This is a genomic window from Streptococcus sanguinis (assembly GCF_003943655.1).
GTDB classification, from domain to species: domain Bacteria; phylum Bacillota; class Bacilli; order Lactobacillales; family Streptococcaceae; genus Streptococcus; species Streptococcus sanguinis_F.
This window is the reverse complement of record NZ_RJMM01000008.1, coordinates 1-21,051: the sequence shown is the minus strand read 5'-3', so window position 1 is coordinate 21,051 and position 21,051 is coordinate 1. Positions and strand designations below refer to the sequence as shown.

The window sequence follows — 21,051 nt, the reverse complement described above, 5'->3', positions numbered from 1 at the left end:
ATAGGCATAAATTCAACGATACCTATTGCTTTCTTTCATCAAGGACATAAAAAACCGGAATTTGTTTCCGGTTTTCATGATATATTTTCTAAATTTAAAGATATAGAAGTTTTCTTCCAGAGGAGGTTCAGACTTCTGTCAATACTATCTTGAGCAGGCTATTCTTACTGCCCCTCATCCCCAAATTTACCAGTATGAAGGTGGGTAATACTGTCATGACCAGGTAGAGGAGGCAGCCCACCAGAGTCCTTACGGCTGAACACTTCAAGCAAGCCCGGTGTCAATTGAGAATTTTTCAACTGCTCAGGGCTAATCTCATGGACAATTTCTGCTCCTTGTCCCGTCTGTACTTTATAGCCAAACAGCGGGTCAATCAAGGTACCACGGCCGATTGCAACCAAATCCGCAGCCGTATCCTCAATAGCAGCTTCTGCATCTTCCTGACTAAAGACACCACCGATTGTAATCAGTTTGGTTTGCTCATCCATCACTTCCTTAAAATGATCTACATAGGTCTTGTCAGATCCTGCAGGTTTTGAAGCGTAGCCAGCCAAAAGCGACAAATGGATGTAGTCTAGTTCGTGCTTGACTATCTCCTTGACCAAAAGTTTGGCTTCTTCATAAGTATAGCCTACTTGATCTTCATGGATTTCATCTGGGCTAATCCGATAGCCAATAATAAAATCTTCTGGCGCATACATGGCCGCAACACGCTTCACTTCCTCGACTACCGCCAAAGGAAAGGCCATACGTTTTTCCAAAGTTCCGCCCCATCTGTCCTGACGAACATTGGATGTGCTAGAAAAGAATTGCTGCAGCAGATAGTGGTTGGCACCATGGATTTCCACTCCTGAAAAACCAGCTTGAACTGCACGTTTGACTGCTCGACCAAAATCCTTGATAATTTCAAGGATTTCTTCATCGGTCAATTCTCTCACCGGATAAGGCAGAAAAGAAAAATCTAAAGCACTTGGAGCCAATACTTCCTCACCCTTCAAAGCAAGGCCGGAAGCTGCTATCCCACCATGATGAAGCTGCAAAATCGCTTTATTGCCATCTTTTTGAAGGGCAGTAGCTAATTTTCTCTCCCCTTCGATGTGGTCATCAGAGTAAATACCTAATTGAACTGGATAGCCAGTCTGGTAACAAGGTCCTCCTGATGGACTGACATAATGAAATTCAGTAATCAAAAGACTGGCTGCCTGAGAGCGTGCTCCGTAGTATCGCAAAGTATCATCAGACACAAATCCTCCTTCTAAGCCACTGAAAGTATACATAGGGGACAGCACCAAACGGTTGGTTAATTTGGCACCGTGACGCAATTGAATCGGGTCTATAATTTGTTTAGACATAGTAAAAATATCCTTTCTTCTTTGACAACTATTATAGAAGATTCAGAGGCAAAAACAAGGGCTTTTCAGTAAGTGGTATTAACCATCAGGTATCCGGTAAGAAAACGATGGTCAGTTGCATAAAAAAACAAGCGTCAATTTTCATTGACACTTGTTTTCTGTTTTATTTTTTTAAACGAATCCCAAAATAAACCCCACAACCAACTATTAGAATCAGACCGAAAGCAAGTAGCGTAAAGCTGATTTCTGTACCTGTGAAAGGCAGAATTTTCTTCGTCTTCCCCTTATCTCCAGGTTTATCTTGGTCTTTTTCCATTGGTTTATCTTGATTTGATTTTTTCGGATCTGGTTCATCTGTTTTTTTAGACGGATCCTTGTCTGGGCCAGTCGGTTTCGTTTGGTCAGTTACGACTAACGTCCCATCCTTGTATTCTACTGTATTTCCATCAGCATTTACAACTGTTACTGTGCCATCGAGATTCACTTGGAACACAATGTCGGTAACAGCTAGGTAACCGGTTGGGGCTGCAGCTTCATGGAAGGTATATACTCCAGGAGCTAATCCAAGCTCATGCGATGTATTTGCTTCTGAAGTCCATTTCGCTACAGGATTGCCAGTTGCCTCTTTGCCTTGGAAAATTTGAATCTCTGCACCAGCAATTTCAGTACCGCCAATGTTGACCTTACTAAAGGTCACCTTACGTGCAAGATCATCGTCCTTATCGGTTACTGTAACAGTTGAGCCGTTTGTTACGACCTTGTTCTCTTCGCCCTTAGCGTCTTTCTCGCCAACATTTGTCACTTCCAATGTACCGTCTGTTTTGACTTGGAATGTGATGTCGGTCACTTTAAGATAACCGGTTGGGGCGGCTTCCTCATGGAAAGTGTAAGTACCAGGTGCTAAGTTGATATCCTTAGACTTACCAGCTTCAGATGTCCAGCTTTCTACAGGATTGCCAGTTGCCTCTTTGCCTTGGAAAATTTGAATCTCTGCACCAGCAATTTCAGTACCGCCAATGTTGACCTTACTGAAGGTTACCTTACGTGGAAGATCATCGTCCTTATCCGTTACTGTAACAGTTGAGCCGTTGGTTACGACCTTGTTCTCTTCACCCTTAGAGTCTTTCTCTCCGATATTGGTTACTTCTACTGTTCCGTCAGTTTTTACTTGGAAAGTAATGTCTGTCACTTTGAGGTAGCCTGTTGGGGCTGCTTCCTCATGGAAAGTATAAGTACCTGGAGTCAAGTTTAATTCTTTAGACTTACCAGCTTCAGAAGTCCAGCTTTCGACTGCTTGGCCTTCAGCTTTTTCGCCCTTATAAATCTTGATTTCAGCACCGGCAATCTCAGTACCGCCTAGGTTGACCTTACTGAAGGTTACCTTACGTGGAAGGTCATCGTCTTTATCGGTTACAGTCACTTTGGAACCATCGGTTACAACCTTGTTGTCTTCACCCTTGGAGTCTTTCTCGCCAACGTTTGTCACTTCCACTGTGCCGTCATGCTTGACTTGGAAGGTGATGTCCGTTACTTTGAGGTAGCCGGTTGGTGCGGCTTCCTCATGGAAGGTGTAAGTAGCTGGTGCCAAGTTTAGTTCTTTAGACTTACCAGCTTCCGAAGTCCAGCTTTCTACTGGATTGCCTTCTGCCTTGTCGCCCTTGTAGATCTTGATTTGAGCTCCTGCGATTTCTTCTCCACCAAGGTTGACCTTACTGAAGGTAATCTTACGTGGAAGGTCATCATCCTTATCGGTTACTGTAACAGTTGAGCCGTTTGTCACGACCTTGTTTTCTTCACCCTTAGAGTCTTTCTCTCCTACACTAGTCACTTCCACTGCGCCGTCATGTTTGACTTGGAAAGTGATGTCGGTCACTTTGAGGTAGCCTGTTGGGGCTGCTTCCTCATGGAAGGTGTAAGTGCCAGGCGCCAAGTTGATATCCTTAGACTGATTAGTCTCGGATGTCCAGCTTTCTACTGCTTGGCCTTCAGCTTTATCGCCCTTGTAGATCTTGATCTGAGCACCGGCGATTTCTGTACCTCCAAGGTTGACCTTACTGAAAGTTACCTTACGTGGAAGATCATCATCCTTATCGGTCACTGTAACAGTTGAGCCGTTTGTTACGACCTTGTTCTCTTCACCTTTAGAGTCCTTCTCACCAACATTTGTCACTTCTACTGTGCCGTCAGTTTTCACTTGGAATGTGATGTCGGTTACTTTGAGGTAACCGGTTGGAGCGGCTTCCTCATGGAAGGTGTAAGTGCCAGGCGCCAAGTTGATATCCTTAGACTTACCAGCTTCAGAAGTCCAGCTTTCGACTGCTGTGCCTTCAGCCTTGTTGCCCTTGTAAATCTTGATCTCTGCACCAGCGATTTCTGTTCCACCAAGGTTGACCTTGCTGAAAGTCACCTTACGTGGGAGATCATCATCCTTATCGGTCACTGTAACAGTTGAACCGTTTGTTACGACCTTGTTCTCTTCGCCCTTAGCGTCTTTCTCGCCAACGTTTGTCACTTCTACTGTTCCGTCAGTTTTTACTTGGAAAGTAATGTCTGTTACTTTGAGGTAGCCGGTTGGGGCTGCTTCCTCATGGAAAGTATAAGTACCTGGAGTCAAGTTTAATTCTTTAGACTTACCAGCTTCAGAAGTCCAGCTTTCGACTGCTTGGCCTTCAGCTTTTTCGCCCTTATAAATCTTGATTTCAGCACCGGCAATCTCAGTACCGCCTAGGTTGACCTTACTGAAGGTTACCTTACGTGGAAGGTCATCGTCTTTATCCGTTACTGTAACAGTTGAGCCGTTGGTTACGACTTTGTTCTCTTCACCCTTGGAGTCTTTCTCTCCGACATTGGTCACTTCTACTGTTCCATCAGTTTTGACTTGGAAAGTAATGTCAGTAACTTTAAGGTAGCCGGTCGGTGCCGCTTCCTCATGGAAGGTATAAGTGCCAGGTGCCAAGTTGATGTTCTTAGACTGATTAGCCTCGGATGTCCAGCTTTCGACTGATTGGCCTTCGGCTTTCTCGCCCTTGTAGATCTTGATTTCAGCACCTGCAATTTCAGTACCGCCGAGGTTGACCTTACTGAAGGTTACCTTACGTGGAAGATCATCGTCTTTATCCGTTACTGTAACAGTTGAGCCGTTGGTTACGACCTTGTTGTCTTCACCCTTAGAGTCTTTCTCACCAACATTGGTCACTTCCACTGTTCCGTCTGTTTTGACTTGGAAAGTGATGTCGGTTACTTTGAGGTAACCTGTTGGTGCGGCTTCCTCATGGAAAGTGTAAGTGCCAGGTGCTAAGTTGATGTCCTTAGACTGATTAGCCTCGGAAGTCCAGCTTTCAACGGCTGCACCTTCAGCTTTGTCTCCCTTGTAGATCTTAATCTCTGCGCCAGCAATCTCAGTACCGCCGAGGTTGACCTTACTGAAAGTAATGGCTTTCAGACTATTGTCCTCTTTATCGGTTACAGTAAGAACCAAGCCATTTGCTTCAACAGAATCTGTTGCACCTTTAGCATCAACTGTAATGGTACCATCAAAATGAACTGTGAACTTAATATCTTCTACAGCTACAAATCCAGCAGGAGCAAGGCTTTCTTTCAGAGAATAGGTCCCTGGAGCTAACTTAACCACCTTAGATGCGTTGGCTTCGGAAGTCCACTCTGCAAGAGGTTTAGCTTCAGGACGAATCCGACTGCCTTTGTAGAGTTTCAATTTCGCCCCTGGGATTTCCTTCCCGTTTGGATCTACTTTCTTGATCGTCACATCACGTTCTGAGTCGTCATCCTTGTCTGTTACCTTCAAAGTTGCTCCGTCAGTCACAACCTTGTTGTTTTCACCTTTAGAGTCTTTCTCGCCGACATTGGTCACTTCCACTGTGCCGTCATGTTTGACTTGGAAAGTGATGTCGGTTACTTTCAGGTAACCAGTTGGAGCTGCTTCCTCATGGAAGGTGTAAATACCAGGCTCCAAATTGATTGCTTTAGACTGATTAGCTTCGGAAGTCCAGCTTTCTACTGCTTGACCCTGCGCTTTGTTGCCCTTGAAAATCTTAATTTGAGCGCCAGCAATTTCTGTACCGCCTAGGTTGACCTTACTGAAGGTAATGGCTTTAGGACTATTGTCCTCCTTGTCGGTAATCGTCAGAATTGACCCTGCTGCTTGAACAGTATCTTCTGCTCCTTTTTTCACAAGAGCAACAGTACCATTAGCACCTACTGTAAATGTGATATCTTCAACATATTGATAACCCGCAGGAGCATTCGCTTCAGTCAGTGTATAGGTTCCTGGAGACAATTTTATCACTTTAGAAGTATTTTCTTCTGAAGTCCAGTCTGCAACAGGAGCTTCTTCCTGGTCAACATGATCACCTTTATAGATTTTCAGTTGCGCACCAGGAATTTCTTTCCCGTTTGGATCTACTTTTTTGAAAGTTACATCCTGCTCGGTTACCGTCTTCTTATTGACGATCTCGCGTGATACAGATTTGTCTGTTCCAAAATCCTGGGAACCAATCTTAATTTCCTCAGTTAATTTATCATATCCTGTAGGAGGAGTCACTTCACGGATGGTATAATCATCGCGCAACAAGTCACCCAAGTTGGCATTCCCGTTAGAATCTGTGGTTAATTTTCCGACAACTGCTCCGCTTCGATCACGAACAACTTCAAACTCAGCACCTTGCAGATTTTCACCATTTTCATTGACCTTATGGAGCTTAATGGTGAAAACATAGCCTTCTCCAACACCGCCAGCAATCTGATAAGAGCGATTTTCAGCTGATGTCGTTGTTTGACCACCGTTATAGGTCATGGTAGCACTATTGGAAACGCGCTCGCCATCAACAAGATCGTAATCTGCTTTTGTCTTATAGTCCAACAAATACCCGAAACCATCCATGTCGCCAAGGTCAATCGTGAATCCATCACCAGCGGCATTTTCAGTGATTTTTGATTGGAAATTAGCTGTCACGTCTTCTGTTGAATCCCGCACCCAATCTCCATTATTCCAGCGCCAAGCAATTTTATAGACTCGAATTGAGTCTCTCATGATTTTAAAATTAGGCGAGGTAATCTTATCAGTTATCGTTACTCCGGTATAATGCTCCATATTGCGGTTAATCGCAATATTGTAATGAACTTCATTCTTACCGTCTTCCGCTGCCTGATAAGAGCTCTTCTCAATTTTTGAGTCATATCTTTTGGGCGGTCCATTATAATGGACGATTCCCGGATACAACATCCGACCTCCTACGGTAAATCCACCATTCAAGTCACCTTCTTGTCTCACAACATCATGGTCAACTCGTGCATAGAAGAAGAATTCTCCTTGGACACCAGACTTTTGCTCAACATAATTTGTATAGGTCAAAGTAATGGTCTTGTTGGTTGAATCCAAAAATCCATTTGCCACAACGTTATCCGAGCTGTCCTTAAGTTCAATAGCTGAAGAGTTCCCAAAAGCATACTCAGAAGGCAAGGTGATTTTTGTCGTGTCTCCTTGATGTACTTGGTTATCCGGCAAGACAAACTTTGCGTAAACTCGAAAAGTTTCCCAAATATCAATTCCCTGCGTCAAATCACCACCTGAAGAATTCTTCAGGCTCATCTCAGTGATAACATCACCAAACTCAGCTGCTTGCACCTGAGTAAGAGGAGCTACTGATGGCAAAATGACTCCTAAACAAAGAATAATAAGGTGGAGCAATGCTCTAATCCTTTTGTTCATGCAATTTTCCTTTCTCACAATATTCAGTTTTAAATGTACAATGTAATTGTATACTAACTGAGCTTCCCCATCTTGTCAGTGCCCACTTGCTAAAAAGCGAACATTATAGATACATTACATCTTCATTTTATCATACTATAAGAAAAATGGCTATACACAAAAGTAGATTTTTTTAACATTTGTTTACCTTTTTGTCATTTAGAAAAGGTAGACGATTTGCATAGTTCATTTGCAAATCAGACCAATATTGCTAAGGTCAATCGTGTCTGACAATCAATGTCCCCAATAACGCAGAAAAACCGGAAACAAAGTCCGGTTCTTCTGATTATTTCCTAAACGTCAGGGCATAAAATTTTCCGTCCCAGAGGAGTTTCAACTCCTTCTCTTTGACACCGGCCGGTATAGCGGCCTCAATTTCTCCTAAATCAACAGTAGCGTCCTTAAAATAGTCCTTGCTGAAGTGGTTCTTCTTATATTGCTGGTCCACATAGTCTGCCGTCTCGTCTGAGATCATAATCTTAGTCTCTGGCTTAGCCACTCGCAGCATTTCCTGCATAGCCTTAGCCTTATCGCTAAAGAAATTAATCCCGCCGATATGATAGACGATGTCAAAGCTATTATCCGCAAAGGGTAGGTCCTCCGCACAAGCATGAAAGAGCTGCAGATTGGTCTTCTTGGCGCAGGATTTCTGGCATTTTTTCAGCATGCCTATGGAAATATCTGCCCCGACAAAGTCTAGGCTTTTCATGTCAATATTCTCAGGGATGTAGCGCAGGTCTTGACCAGTCCCGATAGAGACATAAAGGATAGATAGATGATCCTTCCATTCTATTTCTGCCATCTGGTCCTTTCTCAGCTTGTCAATAGCCTTGCCATGGAGAAGTGGCCCCATCCATTTCTCACCAAAATCATACCAGCGAGCCAAGCGATTGTACATGGTCATATACTTGGCATTGTCACCTGAGACATAGTCCGGATTCAGCGCCAGATAGATGTCTCCATCTTTTTGAAAATCCTCTAACTTCAAACCTGGCTTCAGCTTCTCTTGAATTTTTGTACCTGTCATATCTTCTGTCTCCTTTTTCTATTTGCCATTTATTATAGAGGATTCTGAGACAAAAACAAGAGTTTTTCCGTAAGTGGCTGCCCAGCATGAGTAACTGGAAGAAATTGCTAAGTAAGCTGCAAAAAAACTAGACAAAAAATGTGCAAACAAAAGAAGATAAAGCATTCTGCCCTATCTTCTCTTTATTTATTTGCTCAGTCGAGTCTTATGGTAAAGTCCTAAAAGAGTCAGGACTACCAGACCAGCAAGAACTAGTCCAAGACTTTCAGCAGAGCCAGTCGCAGGAAGAACCTTTTTAGATTTTCCTTGACCGTCTGCTACTTTATCAAAAGCAGATGATTGATTTGGCTTAATACCGCCTTGAACTGCTTTATCAGGGGTACCAGGTTCAGCTGGTGCCGCTTGGTCAGTAATGAACAACTTACCATCTGTATATTCTACAGCATTGCTATTAGCGTCTAGAACTGTTACAGTGCCATCTTCATTGACTTGGAAGATAATATCAGTCACAGCCAGATAACCTGTCGGAGCCGCTTCCTCATGGAAGGTGTAAACACCTGGCTCTAGGTTAATTTCTTTAGATTTGTCAGCTTCTGAAGTCCAAGATGCGACAGGACTGCCCTTGCTTTCCCGCCCCTTGAAAATTTGAATCTGAGCACCGGCAATTTCCTCACCAGCTAGATTGACCTTACTGAACGTTACCTGTTTATCCGTTGGAGTTTGAATTTGCTTATTGACCACATTGACTGCAACCAATCTGCTATCTCCAGAATCTCCAGATGCCGGACTGCCTACTTTCAAAGTCTTACCAAAATCCGTCGGACTGATGGTAATATCCTCTGTCAGGCGATCGTAACCAGCTGGAGCAGTCGTTTCACGCAGGATATAAGTGTCGCGCAGAAGATTACCAACTTCCGCATTCCCATCTGCATCTGTCGTGATTGTGCCAACCACCTTATTGGTCGCTTTCCGCACCACTTCAAAGACTGCACCGCTCAGAGAAGCATTAGACTCATCTGTCTTGTGGACCTTAACCTTGAAGTTATAGCCTTCGGACTTTCCGCCAGCAATCTGATAAGAGTACTCGTTGGTGACAGACACTGTCTCGGTATTGTTGTAGTTCATGGTAGCCTTATTTCCTACAACCTCTCCATCAGCCAAATCATAGTCGGCCAGCGTCTTGTACTCAACTAGGTAGCCGAAGCCTTCTACATCTCCGAAGTTGATTGTCAAGCTATCACCTTCAGCGCCAAAGGCCATTTTAGACTGGAAGTCTGCTGTTACGTCTTCAGTCGAATCACGCGCCCAATCTCCATTATTCCAGCGCCAAGAAACCTTATAAACTCGTACAGAGTCTTGAACAATCTTAGCGTTTGTATCACCCAGCTTGTCAGTCACAGAGACATTTTTGTAGTTCCCCATGTTACGGTTAATAGCCACATTGTAGCGGATTTCATTCTTAGCATCGGCATCCCACTGAAAAGCACTCTTTTCTAGCAGAGACTCATACTTTTTCGGCGGCCCATTATAGTGAATGCTGCCGGCTGGAATCCTATTATTGCCTACAGTGAAAGTAGCTGGAATATCCCTTTCCTCTGTGACAACTTCGTGGTCAATCCGCGAATAGAAGAAAAACTCGCCTCTGACACTGGACTTCTGCTCCACATAGTCTGTGTATGTCAATGTGATGGTCTTGGCATTGCTATCCAGGACTCCATTAGCCACCAGAGCTCCGTTTTCATCCTTGAGCTCAATAGCTGAGGAATTCCCAAAGGTAAATTCATTCGGCAAATGAATCACTGTCGTATCACCCGCATGGGCCTGGTTGTCTGGCAAGGCAAACTTAGCATAGACACGGAAGGTCTGCCAGATATCCACACCGTTGGTCAGCTGTTCACCAGAGTTAGTGGTGAGGTGCATCTCAGTGATGACATCATTGAGTTCCGCCGCCTGAGCCTTAAGGGTTCCGGCTAGGAAAGGCAGGAACACGCCTAGACAGAGAATGATGAGCTGAAACCATACTCTCAGTTTTTTATTCATGCAATCTTCCTTTCTCACAAGTAAAATTTGTTTAAAAGTACAGCGTATTGGCCAGCCAGATGAACACGTTCATTTCATGTTTTTCTGCCTTTTTGACAAACACTGGAAAGACAATACTAATTCATTGTACCATATTGACTATTAAAAAACTATAGGAATGCTCACAGGGGTTTATCATAAAAAAGGAGAAAGAAGATGTTAGTCTTCTCTCTCCTTTATGGTAAGCAAAACAGGCCAAATAATGAACAGATAAGCTGAAATCATTGAACAAATTCAGCTCTTCTATTTTGACAAAAAGTCAATCTTTCTGTGACGCACTGGAAGTTGCATCTACTTGATTCTGATGTATTTCTTCTTGTTTGGAAGAATTTCTTTCCGTCTCATCTGAAGTGTCGGGCTCTTTCTGTGTATGCCCGCAGGCCGTTAAGATAAAGACAGAAATCAGAGCCAGAAACAAGCTCCCAATTTTCTTGAACCTAGACATACGAGTCCTCCATTTATGCGAAACTTGATGAGACTAGCACTCCGCCAAAAATGCCTGCACAGTCTTGACATCTTCTGGACTACCGCCTTGGTCAATATCGCAGATATGGTGGAGCCCATATTTTTCGATAATCAAGGCAGTCGCCCCGCAGAAAGTCCGACCATGTTTAACAGAGTCACCATTGTTAACAAAACCTTTAATCAGCCCAGGATGTTTCTTGATAAAGCGTTTGGTAGACCATGGAATTTTCCCAGCACCAGCATTTCGAGTAATGAGAATACAGGGCTCTTCCAGTTTTTCCCTGATAGTCTGGGTCGGATAGCCCAGTGATTCTGCAAATCGTTTTCCAACACCAGTATTTGAATCATAAACTACAATCATCTTCATCACCTACTTTCTTAAAAAAAGGATAGCAAACCAAGCCGCAAAGCCTAAAACCACGACATCTGAGATGAGCATAAGCATGAACTCCAAATCTGGCATCATGTGAATGTACATCAGCAATGACAGAGTTGTCAAAGCCAGTGCCGTCAGCTTAACAACTGCCGGCAAGCCCGGAATCAAAGCTGCTCCGATCAGGACAACGATGAGACCTCCGACTAAAAATGACTGAAAATCCACACTTAAACTAAAACCAACGGTCACACCGCCGTAACCAATGGTCAAAAGACCAATCAGCACCAGACAGATACCCAAAATAGCCAATCCGCTCATGGCAAATCCTCCTTGCTTATTCATTCTTTTCCTCACTTTCTTTTTTGAATAAACTGTTAAAAGCATTCATTCACTTCTTGACAAAAAATAATGTACTTTATCCAATAACATTTCTTCCAATTCCCGAATCACAGGACATAAGACATCACCTCCTTTGTTTGTGAATGAATGGTTTTGTAAATTCATTCATACCTGCTTTTAAGAAAAGGAATTTCCTCTATTTGGAAAAAATCCCCTTAACAAAATATTTCACTAAAGTCTCAAGACTATCGAAGTAGCCTGAAAATTCCTGCTCTGTGACATGCATGTCTATGTAATAAATCAAGTCATAAACCTTCATGATCTCAGCTATTTTCTCCCTCGAAAACCCCTCTTCCTGCAAGCGCTGGCTGAAGGTCTGAATCAGAAACTGATGAAAGGCATTGGACGCTCGGCCGGAATCCTGATTATAGTAATCGTGCAGAATCTGAGAAATGCCTGGCTTGTTCCACTCAGCCAGAATTTTATTGGGTGAAATCAATTCAAAAGTGACTGCAAAAAGCTGTTCAACGATTGCCTCGGGCTCGCCCTGCCAGTCTACGCGTTGCATGATTTCCTCACGTATACGGCTATTTTCAGCTACATAAACCTCCAAGAAGATAGCTTCCTTGGACTCATAATACTTATAAAAGGATCCGACAGCCATATGGCTCTTCTTAGCAATATCAGAAATTCCAGCTGCCTTATAGCCTTTTTCCGCAAAGACTTCCCTAGCCGCAGCCAGCAGCTCATTTTTTTTATCCATTTCCATGCCTCTTTTATGAATGAATTTATCTTTATGTTCATTCACATTTTAACACATTCTTGCCATTTGTCAAGCATTTATGCTATACTATACAAAAAAGATAGTTTGCTAATCAAATTATTTTTTTATATTATATTTTGGAGGTTGAGCTATGCTCAAGGAAAGACGTAACCAGGGTACCATCGCCCTACTGGTAATTACTTTTATTTTTCTAGCGGTTGCTGCAGTGATGGGCTTTATCCAATACCAAAAAGTCAACACCAAGACTGCCTATGACCGAAATAGCGAGCCTGGAGCAGATTCAGCAGTCTATGCTGAAGTGTCATATATTTTCCCAGAGGCTCTGATTGAAGTAGAAGATAATACCCAGGTTTGGCTGGTTGCTTACCAAGACGGATATGTTGGTCTACAGGCTAAAAAGGGAGACAAACAGATTGCCCAGCTCTTGGAAAAAGAGAAAAAGGGCGAGCTGGAAAAAAATCCTGTCCGAATCGTTGGCTCCTATGTTAATGCTAACTCCCCTAAAAAAAATCAGGGATATATCTCTAATTATGGCAGCCTCGTTCGCGGTCTCCTAGCAGACAATCCCGAAGTCATCACAGTAATGTCAAGCAGCTCCTATATCTCTATCACTGAATTTGAATCTGACAATCTTGCATCCATGTTCTACATTCTGTTTTTGCTTGGACTATGTGTTGTCTTTGTCGTCATTGCAATCATCGGCCGCAAGAAAAATATCGCTGCCTACGAAGAAATCTATGCAGCCTATCCAGAAGCCAAGGACAATCTCAATATCCTGCTGGAGCAAGCTTCTTTCCACGATGATGTGCTGAAAATTGCTGTTTATAAAGACCATCTCATTACCTACTATCGAGGTTTCAAGGCGATTGATCTCAAACAGGTCGTCCATCTCTACCACCACATTCTCACCATGCATCGCGGCTTCGTTGCTTCAAACAGAAACTCAACCTTAGTTGCTATTCGAAACAATCAAAAGAAATACCAAATGCTTTTTAAGAATATTGGTAAAACAACAGACACCAAACTCCAGTCAACCTTTGACTACCTCTACAACCACTTCCCTCATATCAGATTGGGAGTGTAATAGCACATAAAACTCAAGCTAGAAAATCTAGCTTGAGTTTTTTAGATACAAAAAAAGTCCCATAAGACCTATACTGGAGGCTACTAACAACCTTATCAAGGTAATCAAGCGCAATGCCTTCGGCTTTCGGAACTTTGACAATTTTAAAACTAGAATCCTCATCGCTTTGAATATCAAAAAGGAGAGGACTGATTTAGTCCTCTCCAGGATATGACTTTTCGTTAACTGACTACAGTTGACAAAGAGCCAATTAAAAAACAAACAAGTTCTCAATAAAACTTGCTTGCGTCTTGGATACATTAGTGTTTTCTACGATTTTTCAAGGCCTCGTTGATTTTTTTGGTTTTAATCATCGAATCGACGGAGACAAGAAACCAGACCAAGAGGTAAATCAAAATTAATTTTAGCCAGAAGGACCAACCGAAAATCATATTTCCCCAACCATTGCAGACCACAGCCAGACAAACGATGGTCGCTGTCACTACAAAGTGGCAGAAAAGTAGGAAAGGAAATGGAAAGCGATCTGTCGCATCAAGGATATAGCTTGCTACTCCAATCAAGGCGCTGACAAGGAGGACACTGAGAATAGAGCTAGGAGTCAGCAAAAATGTTTTTCCTGAGAACAGGGCTACCAGCAGAAAGACCAAACTACCTGTTCTCAGACCATCCTGCATACCGATAAGAATTTTTTTAAAGGTCATAATTTTTCTCCTAAATTCCCAAATAGTCCATAAGCAGCTTGACATATCGGCGGCTGACATCGGTTTTGAGCTGATTAGTTAGCTTGGCAGTCATATTGCCCGAAAAGCTATCCGACAAGGATTCCAGATGATCGATGTTAACGACTGCATGCCGCGACACCTGAATGAAATTGCGACTATTGATACGATTTTGAAAACGAGTCAGCGTTTCTGTCGTTGTATAAATGCCCTCGGTACTGTAAATCATCAGGGTTGTCTGATTAATATCGGCCAGGATAATGTCTTCCGTCTTAAGCATAACCAGCTTATCATCCGACTTAATAGGCAGGACACCACTTGGACCAGCCTTATAGTGTTCCAGATAGTCTAGGACGGTCTTGGCCTCGCCAGCCAGCTGATCAGCTCTCACGACCACCAGTGGGTCTTGGGAGGAAATCTGAGCATCTTCTTCAAATCTTGTCTGCAAACCTAAATCTCCTACTTTCTTTACTTAAAGCTCATCCGTCGATTCAGCAACCAATTTTGACCTAGCCAGAACAGGGCTGCTGCCGTGAGCACTACTCCAACTATATAGTATGTTTCTTGGCTTGTCAAGAGCTTTTGCCATTCGATACGGATACCTAGGAGCTTCTCAAAGTCTTGCTGGAGCTGACTCTGGTCCGCAAAAACTTCAGTCAGAGACTCCTTCATCAGGACTTGTCTGAAGAGGGAGGCCATGTAGGTTGAGGGAGTCAGTTTCATGAGATTTTGAGCAAGGCTGGGTAGAGTCCCAATCGGAATATAGGTTCCTACTAGAAAACCAGAGGCCGCACCGATGACCGTTGAGTATTGACCCAAGGAATTTACCGATTTAAAATATGGAACAACTAGCGCATTGAGGAGGCTAGCCAGCAAGCTATTGAGCAGCATGAGGCAGACCAGCTGGGGAAGAAGCGCGCTATTAAAGGAAATCTTGTCCGCTAGGATAAAGTAGGTCAGCATGACAGCAAACATGAAGACTTGCATGACAAAGCCAATCACAAAGTCACTGATTAAGTAGCTAAACTGCAAGCCCCATTGCCCCAAATCTGTGATAAAGAGGTCGGCAGTCACCTTTCTTTCTTGGTCTTCGGTCTGTTGCGAAAAAGCTGCTAGGGTAGTTGTCAAGGCGGTGACAGCTAGTGTTCCGCTAATCAACCAGAAGTCGAGCAACTCTTTAGCATGGCTACTTTCTGACCAAGACCCTTTCATGTTGTCCTTTAGAAAGACCAGATATAAAACAAAGGGAATAATCGCTCCGAAGAGGGACAAAATTACCCCACTGCGGTTGCGGAAATAAAGTAAAAAATTACGTTTTATCAAAGCGAGCATATTAGCGTACCTCTCTTCCTGTCAGTGCCATAAAGGCATCGTCCATTGTTCCGGGTTGGAATTCAAATTGTTCGATATAGGGACCAGCCTGAGCCAATAAGATCAGAGCTTCTTGAGTCGTTTTAGGGTGGAGGATAAATTCCCCTTCCTTGACTTGCTCCCAAGCGCAGCCTCTTGGCAAGCTTTTCTCTAAACCTGCTGCATCTTGACTTAAAATACGTAAAACATTGCGGGCATAGTTTCCCTTAATCTGGTCTGCAGAGCCTTTGGCAATGACCTGACCATGATCTACGATATAGATCTTATCCGCATCATCAGTTTCATTGAGATAGTGGGTTGTCAAGACAATGGTCATCTGCTCTTCTTTCTGAATTTGCTTGAGCAGGCTCCAGATACTCTCCCGAGTCTGAATGTCCAGGCCTGTCGTAGGCTCATCTAGAAAAAGCAGGTCGGGACTGTTGAGCAAGGCTCGAGCAATATCCACCCGACGCTTTTGGCCGCCAGAAAGTGTCCCGTAGTGCTGGCTGGCAAAGGCTGACAAGCCCAGCTGAGAGACCAAGCGTTCGATTCTACCTGTCGGCATCTCCTTGTACTGCTTGGCTCTGATAGTCAGATTTTCCAAAACTGTCAGCCGAGCGTCCAATACACTGTTTTGGAAAACCACACCCAGCCTAAGCTTTTCAGCATAGCAAATCTGCCCAGATGTCGGCCGCAAGAGACCTATTAGCATCTGAATGGTCGTGGATTTTCCTGCGCCATTAGGGCCTAGAATAGCTGTAAAACTGCCTCTCTCAATCTGAATATCGAGACCATTGACAGCTACTTTATCGCCATAAACCTTGCTAAGATTTTTCGTTTCTACTAACATGATTTTTCTCCTTTTCTTTACTTCTGAGACTATGATAGCAAGTCTTTTTTGAAAAATCTCGGCTTTTTGGACAAGCGGTAAAATGAGGGAGATGAGAGGTGAAAATCCAGACGTCAAAAAATCCCCGACCATTCGGTCAGGGAAGTTTATTAGCGGGCGACAATCTTGCGGTAGCTACGTGAAGTAAGAAGAAATACCAGAATATAGGTCAAGAGGAAGACTCCGCAAGTTGCAAGTGTTGTCTGAATCAAAAGAGGAAGATTGGTCACACCTAGTAGGGCAACTATCAAGCGCAACATGTGAAAGACCGCTGCTACATGTAGAAAAGCAAAGATGAGAGGTAGGAAGAAAACAGTCAAAATCTGCTTGCGAATGGTACTTCTAGTCTGCTTTTCATCTAAACCAACTTTTTGCAAGATGATAAAGCCATCTCGGTCTTCATATCCTTCAGAGATTTGCTTGTAGTAAATTACGAGAACAGCTCCTAGAAGGAAGATAACCGAGAGGAAGACACCGATGAAGAGCAAGGTTCCAGTAAGTTCCTGATAGCTCTTTTCTGCACTATAACGGTCACTAGCCATTGCGAAGCTACTATCTTGAGCTTGTTCCTGATCCAAAGTGTCCCTCCACCCCAGTTGGACTTGCTCGACAAACTTTTTACTGCCCTTAGTCTCTGAAGCAACTCCAATGTAGTAGTAATGATCCACATCGAGATTAACCTCTTTGCTATCATTGACCACCATATAGAGACCCTGCTCCATGGTTACATCGTTTGGATTAGGAATTTCCCCATGCGTGAAATTCGACGATAAAAGCTGCTTAATCTTCCAGTCCTTACCATTCACTCGGAGAGGCTTATCCTTATTCAAGGAAATATTTTTCCCGTAAACCAGGGTTTCATCGTCTGCTAAGTCTATCTTTTCCCCTGTCATTTTTTCATAATCCTGACGATTGATGACCGTAATCGTGCCGGCAGACTTGGTCAAGATACTTGTATCTGACTCCAGCTCTCTTTGCATTGGAACTGTCACATCATTACCAGCCAGTTTCATGATGAATGCTGATTGGTAGAGATAGGTAGTATAGCTTGGCTTCTTCAGACCTGTGTCCTGAGCGACTTGCTGGACCTTGTCCAACAGAGCCTCCTTCTGATCGGCCGATTTCGGCAAGACGATGCTGACATTGTAATCCTTTGGATGCAAGGTAGTAATATAATCCCGACCTCCAACATAGATATTGATTGTGCCAACCAGAGTCACTAAGAGCATGGTAGATAGAATGGAGATAGTTGCCAATCCTGCTGCATTTTTACGCATCCGCGAGATAAGATTGGAAACAGAAATGAAATTCTGCGTTTTGTAGTAGTAGCCTTTGCGCTTTTTGAGAAATTGCAATAGTGTAATCGAACCTGCATTAAAAAGCAGATAAGTTGCTAGGATAACCATGATCACAGCTATAAAGAAATTGCCTATAGCAGCGACAGGTTTGGTAACGGTCAAAGCCATATAATAAGCCACACCCATGAGCAGGAGCCCCAGCAATGTTTGCAGAAAAAGGAAGCGTCCTTTCTTCTCGCCTGCTTTCTTTTCTTTCATTAGGTTAAGAGAGCTATAGCGTAGAAGTCGGGTAGAGTTGAGCAACAAAATCACCGCAAAAGCGACACCTAGACTGATTAGAGTCATCCCGACGTTCTGCCATTGGAAGGTCGAGTCAAGAACTGCCGGCATTCCCATCAATTTCAAAAGGACTGCGTAGAGCATCTTATCTAAAGCTAGGCCAGACAAGATACCCAGACCAACTGTAGCCAGATAAAAGACACAGAGTTCAAAGAAGGTCATGACTAGCAGATGCTTTTTCTCCATGCCTAGCAGACTATAGACTCCCAACTCTCGGGATCGGTTTTTCATGACGAAGCTATTAGCATAGGTAATGAGGATAAGGACGGCAATCTGAATGACATGGATACCAAACTGCAAGGTCATGCGAGCTGCCGAACCGCCATAAGAGGCCTCCATATTGGGGCTATGAGCCAGTGAGACAAAACTATACAAAATCGCTGTTGCTAGTACCGTCGCCAAAGCAAATGGATAATACAAACTGCGATTTTTAACCAGATTGGAAAAAGCCAGTTTACTCGTTAGTTTGAACATAATTGCCCACCTCACTTGCCATAACTGTCAGAGTATCAGAAATCTCTTGGAACATCTGTCGCTCGGTCTTGTCGCCACGGAAGATTTGGTTGTAGAGAATCCCATCCTTGATAAAGAGCACCCGCTTGGCGCGGCTAGCCGCTGCCGTCGAGTGGGTTACCATAAGAATGGTCTGACCGCGCGCATTAATGTCGTCAAAGACATCCAACAGGGCTGCCGAAGACTTGGAATCCAAGGCTCCCGTCGGCTCGTCCGCCAGCAGAATCTCAGGATCTGTGATGATGGCTCGAGCTACTGCAACCCGCTGCTTCTGGCCTCCAGAAATCTCATAAGGAAACTTCTCTTGCAGCTTGTTAATCCCCAGCTCATTGCAGGTGGTGACCAGCTTTTGCATCATCTCGGTAATGGGACGGCGAGAGAGAACCAGAGGCAGGAGAATATTATCCTTGACCGACAGAGTATCCAACAGATTGAAATCCTGAAAGACAAAACCTAATTTCTCCCTACGGAAGCTGGAAGCCTGACTGTTTTTGATGGTTGCTGTGTCAGTTCCGTTGAGAAAGACGCGGCCCTCAGTCGGCTTGTCCAACATAGCTAAGATGTTGAGCAGGGTGGATTTCCCAGAGCCTGATTCCCCCATGATGGCGACATATTCGCCCTTTTCTACCGTAAAGTGAATGTCCTTCAGTGCCTCTACTTGACTACCCTGAAAACGGGTTTTATAAATCTTTTTCACATGTTGTACGTCTAATAATGTCATCTTGCTTCCTTTCTGTCTAGCAGGCACCTATCAATGCCCCGCTTTTAACAATATTTATAAACTGCATCCTAATTGATAAGTCTATTTTATCTCAATACCAACCGCCCTGCCATAACCTAAGCTTACATTTTAAAGTGTAATCTTACACTTTTGTAAGATGAGATGAGCTTCATTTTACCCAAAAGGCAATCAAAGCAATTAGCCAAAGGTGGGCTGGATAAAAAATATAGAAGAAATATTTGCTCCACTTGCTGCTGGATCCTCGCTCACCATTATATAAGTGCAAGAGAGGAAGAACAGTGATAAAGAGCCAGTCTGAATTATAGAGCAGCATAGATATCGTGTCCTGCAAGGTTGGATAAATTTGAATACTCATGGCAAAGAGAACTCCCGCCCAAACTACATAGGACAAGTTTCTGAAAAAGACTTGATTTCTAAAAAGGTAGGTCAAGAGCATGAAAGGAAGCAGAGCCATGCCGCCTTCGCTAAAGACAAGCCCAGCCAGCAAGACCAAGACTCCAGCAGTCAGCCGCAAACCACGCTTCCTATCCTTAGCAGCTCCTCCATTGTCAGAAAAGCCAAAGAAAAGACTCAGCATGAGAACCCCGCAGGCCAAGGTCAGGAAGATATTGTGAGTGAGGTAAATGCCCTTCTCCTGAAAGAGAAGCGTCAAGATACAGTTTCCTGTTTGCATCAGGGCTGCCCAAAAGAAGAGCCGCATATTGTAAGCCAGGCGGTTGCGAGTGTGGAGAAAACCTTCCACTGCCATGAAGGCAAATGCTGCTCCGACACAGCGGGTTAGGGCATGCAAGACGCCATCCCAGCCGTCCGGCACCAGCCCCGGTATCTGGCTGATATGGTCAAAAACCATAAGAAATGCCATGAAGAGCTTCAACTGAAAAGCATTTATACCTTTTGATTTCATTTTTTTGTCTCCTTCTTATTTCTTGCCTCTATGATAATAAAAAAGAAAGGTCAGTACCATAACCTAACCTTTCATTTGCTAGTTTTATTCTTACAATTTTGTAAGTTAGTAATGTTATAAATACTCCTCAATTCACAGAGTTTCCTATATCTTAATTAGAAATACTTTTAACAATCAAAATTCGAATACCTTCCATTAAATTTATACATTCATCATTCTGTTCCTCTCCATCAATAGGAACAGAAGACTGTCTATATAAAAACACTACTTCACTAAGTTGATTTACTAACTCTTTTGCTTTATCATTTTGCATTTGGTTTATTTTATCACAAAATTTTTTATCTTTCAAAAGCACGATACCTAAAAATGAACTCAAAAGAATTTGAAAGCATATTATGGTTGTTTCTGATTGTCTCTCAGTAAGAGGTGGAGAATCAATAAGCCTATCCACTTCATCAGACAAAAAGGCTCGCAGGTTTTCTAATTCATTTTTTAACAAGCATCTTGTTAATTTATTGATAATAAGCTGGCATTCTTCAATACTTATTGAAGTTCCAATAAATAACATTTTAAACTTTTCAAGTTTATAGTTGGAATTTTTGTTTAATTGTTCAATTTCAACCATAATCTCTTGATAAAGTTGCTTAGATATATATTCATTAGCATATCCAAATTTTATATAGAAATGGCACTTTTCTTCAACTGTGAAATAATATTTATTAGTATATTCTTCGAACAATCTAAATTTTTCTTCTTCTGTTTCTTCCTTATTTCTAAAAACATCTAGGATTGATTGTATTAATTGAATTCGAATATTAGGATTACTTTTTATTGTCGAAAAAATATAATTCAAAATCGGATCATCGTCGTCTTTATTTAACTGGGCATTTTGAACATAGTAATAGAAATCTAAATCCATTGTTTCCTCTAATAGCTTACCCTTCAATTTTTCAGGATCTCTCAAAATCTCATCAGCTTCATTCTTAAATAAATTGGGGACATAATCATCTAAAAAATACATTTTAGC

At 42.9% G+C, this 21,051-nt stretch carries 16 protein-coding genes and 2 pseudogenes; 2 read left to right on the top strand and 16 right to left on the bottom strand.

Annotated elements, in window-relative coordinates:
• Nucleotides 1-164: 164 nt before the first annotated feature.
• The 8 genes from D8886_RS04960 to D8886_RS04920 form a co-directional block, all read right to left on the bottom strand.
• Nucleotides 165-1,352 (bottom strand): NADH-dependent flavin oxidoreductase, encoded by a 1,188-nt coding sequence (locus D8886_RS04960; RefSeq protein ID WP_125434410.1) that lies wholly within the window; start codon nt 1,350-1,352, stop codon nt 165-167.
• Nucleotides 1,353-1,515: 163 nt separating this feature from the next.
• Nucleotides 1,516-7,077, bottom strand: a complete 5,562-nt coding sequence (locus D8886_RS04955) for a SpaA isopeptide-forming pilin-related protein (RefSeq protein WP_125434409.1) — start codon at nt 7,075-7,077, stop codon at nt 1,516-1,518.
• Between the two features lie 325 nt (nt 7,078-7,402).
• Nucleotides 7,403-8,143, bottom strand: coding sequence for a class I SAM-dependent methyltransferase (locus D8886_RS04950; protein WP_125434408.1), 741 nt, complete (start codon nt 8,141-8,143; stop codon nt 7,403-7,405).
• A gap of 186 nt (nt 8,144-8,329) precedes the next feature.
• Complete coding sequence (locus D8886_RS04940) at nt 8,330-10,183, bottom strand: SpaA isopeptide-forming pilin-related protein (protein WP_125434407.1); 1,854 nt, start codon at nt 10,181-10,183, stop codon at nt 8,330-8,332.
• 298 nt (nt 10,184-10,481) lie between these two features.
• The gene (locus tag D8886_RS04935) at nt 10,482-10,667 is read right to left on the bottom strand and encodes a hypothetical protein (RefSeq protein ID WP_072074358.1); all 186 of its coding nucleotides are present in this window, start codon (nt 10,665-10,667) and stop codon (nt 10,482-10,484) included.
• A 33-nt stretch (nt 10,668-10,700) separates the two neighbouring features.
• The gene (locus D8886_RS04930) at nt 10,701-11,057 is read right to left on the bottom strand and encodes a class Ib ribonucleoside-diphosphate reductase assembly flavoprotein NrdI (protein ID WP_185761254.1); all 357 of its coding nucleotides are present in this window, start codon (nt 11,055-11,057) and stop codon (nt 10,701-10,703) included.
• Nucleotides 11,058-11,405, bottom strand: coding sequence for a hypothetical protein (locus D8886_RS04925; RefSeq protein WP_032909680.1), 348 nt, complete (start codon nt 11,403-11,405; stop codon nt 11,058-11,060).
• A gap of 193 nt (nt 11,406-11,598) precedes the next feature.
• Complete coding sequence (locus tag D8886_RS04920; RefSeq protein WP_125434405.1) at nt 11,599-12,210, bottom strand: TetR/AcrR family transcriptional regulator; 612 nt, start codon at nt 12,208-12,210, stop codon at nt 11,599-11,601.
• A 106-nt stretch (nt 12,211-12,316) separates the two neighbouring features.
• Between D8886_RS04920 and D8886_RS04915 the strand changes: the two genes are divergently transcribed.
• Together D8886_RS04915 and D8886_RS04910 are read left to right on the top strand one after the other, a co-directional pair.
• A complete protein-coding gene (locus D8886_RS04915; RefSeq protein ID WP_125434404.1) occupies nt 12,317-13,270 on the top strand; it encodes a hypothetical protein in 954 nt (317 codons plus the stop codon).
• 73 nt (nt 13,271-13,343) lie between these two features.
• A pseudogene (locus D8886_RS04910) lies at nt 13,344-13,484 on the top strand (transposase); the annotation flags it as partial.
• Nucleotides 13,485-13,569: 85 nt separating this feature from the next.
• Here D8886_RS04910 and D8886_RS04905 read toward each other — a convergent pair.
• The 8 genes and pseudogenes from D8886_RS04905 to D8886_RS11805 form a co-directional block, all read right to left on the bottom strand.
• The gene (locus D8886_RS04905) at nt 13,570-13,971 is read right to left on the bottom strand and encodes a DUF3021 domain-containing protein (RefSeq protein ID WP_125434403.1); all 402 of its coding nucleotides are present in this window, start codon (nt 13,969-13,971) and stop codon (nt 13,570-13,572) included.
• A gap of 10 nt (nt 13,972-13,981) precedes the next feature.
• Nucleotides 13,982-14,437 carry a LytTR family DNA-binding domain-containing protein gene (locus D8886_RS04900; protein WP_125434402.1) on the bottom strand — a complete coding sequence of 152 codons (456 nt, stop codon included), beginning with the start codon at nt 14,435-14,437 and terminating at the stop codon, nt 13,982-13,984.
• Nucleotides 14,438-14,457: 20 nt separating this feature from the next.
• Entirely contained in the window at nt 14,458-15,321 is an 864-nt protein-coding gene (locus tag D8886_RS04895; RefSeq protein WP_125434401.1) for an ABC transporter permease, read from the bottom strand.
• 1 nt (nt 15,322) lies between these two features.
• The gene (locus D8886_RS04890) at nt 15,323-16,189 is read right to left on the bottom strand and encodes an ABC transporter ATP-binding protein (protein WP_125434400.1); all 867 of its coding nucleotides are present in this window, start codon (nt 16,187-16,189) and stop codon (nt 15,323-15,325) included.
• Nucleotides 16,190-16,338: 149 nt separating this feature from the next.
• On the bottom strand, nt 16,339-18,339 hold the full coding sequence (locus D8886_RS04885; protein WP_125434399.1) for an ABC transporter permease: 2,001 nt from the start codon (nt 18,337-18,339) through the stop codon (nt 16,339-16,341).
• A complete protein-coding gene (locus D8886_RS04880) occupies nt 18,320-19,099 on the bottom strand; it encodes an ABC transporter ATP-binding protein (RefSeq protein WP_002899832.1) in 780 nt (259 codons plus the stop codon). Before D8886_RS04880 ends, D8886_RS04885 begins: the two co-directional genes overlap by 20 nt.
• 169 nt (nt 19,100-19,268) lie before the next feature.
• The gene (locus D8886_RS04875) at nt 19,269-20,024 is read right to left on the bottom strand and encodes a TraX family protein (protein WP_125434398.1); all 756 of its coding nucleotides are present in this window, start codon (nt 20,022-20,024) and stop codon (nt 19,269-19,271) included.
• 151 nt (nt 20,025-20,175) lie between these two features.
• Nucleotides 20,176-21,051: pseudogene (locus tag D8886_RS11805) on the bottom strand (hypothetical protein); the annotation flags it as partial.

Excerpts from the sequence above, each read along its gene's own strand:
- D8886_RS04895 (WP_125434401.1), bottom strand. The coding sequence starts at position 15,321 with ATGCTCGCTTTGATAAAACGTAATTTTTTACTTTATTTCCGCAACCGC.
- D8886_RS04885 (WP_125434399.1), bottom strand. The coding sequence starts at position 18,339 with ATGTTCAAACTAACGAGTAAACTGGCTTTTTCCAATCTGGTTAAAAAT.
- D8886_RS04940 (WP_125434407.1), bottom strand. The coding sequence starts at position 10,183 with ATGAATAAAAAACTGAGAGTATGGTTTCAGCTCATCATTCTCTGTCTA.
- D8886_RS04880 (WP_002899832.1), bottom strand. The coding sequence starts at position 19,099 with ATGACATTATTAGACGTACAACATGTGAAAAAGATTTATAAAACCCGT.
- D8886_RS04875 (WP_125434398.1), bottom strand. The coding sequence starts at position 20,024 with ATGAAATCAAAAGGTATAAATGCTTTTCAGTTGAAGCTCTTCATGGCA.
- D8886_RS04890 (WP_125434400.1), bottom strand. The coding sequence starts at position 16,189 with ATGTTAGTAGAAACGAAAAATCTTAGCAAGGTTTATGGCGATAAAGTA.
- D8886_RS04960 (WP_125434410.1), bottom strand. The coding sequence starts at position 1,352 with ATGTCTAAACAAATTATAGACCCGATTCAATTGCGTCACGGTGCCAAA.
- D8886_RS04915 (WP_125434404.1), top strand. The coding sequence starts at position 12,317 with ATGCTCAAGGAAAGACGTAACCAGGGTACCATCGCCCTACTGGTAATT.
- D8886_RS04925 (WP_032909680.1), bottom strand. The coding sequence starts at position 11,405 with ATGAATAAGCAAGGAGGATTTGCCATGAGCGGATTGGCTATTTTGGGT.
- D8886_RS04905 (WP_125434403.1), bottom strand. The coding sequence starts at position 13,971 with ATGACCTTTAAAAAAATTCTTATCGGTATGCAGGATGGTCTGAGAACA.
- D8886_RS04950 (WP_125434408.1), bottom strand. The coding sequence starts at position 8,143 with ATGACAGGTACAAAAATTCAAGAGAAGCTGAAGCCAGGTTTGAAGTTA.
- D8886_RS04955 (WP_125434409.1), bottom strand. The coding sequence starts at position 7,077 with ATGAACAAAAGGATTAGAGCATTGCTCCACCTTATTATTCTTTGTTTA.
- D8886_RS04935 (WP_072074358.1), bottom strand. The coding sequence starts at position 10,667 with ATGTCTAGGTTCAAGAAAATTGGGAGCTTGTTTCTGGCTCTGATTTCT.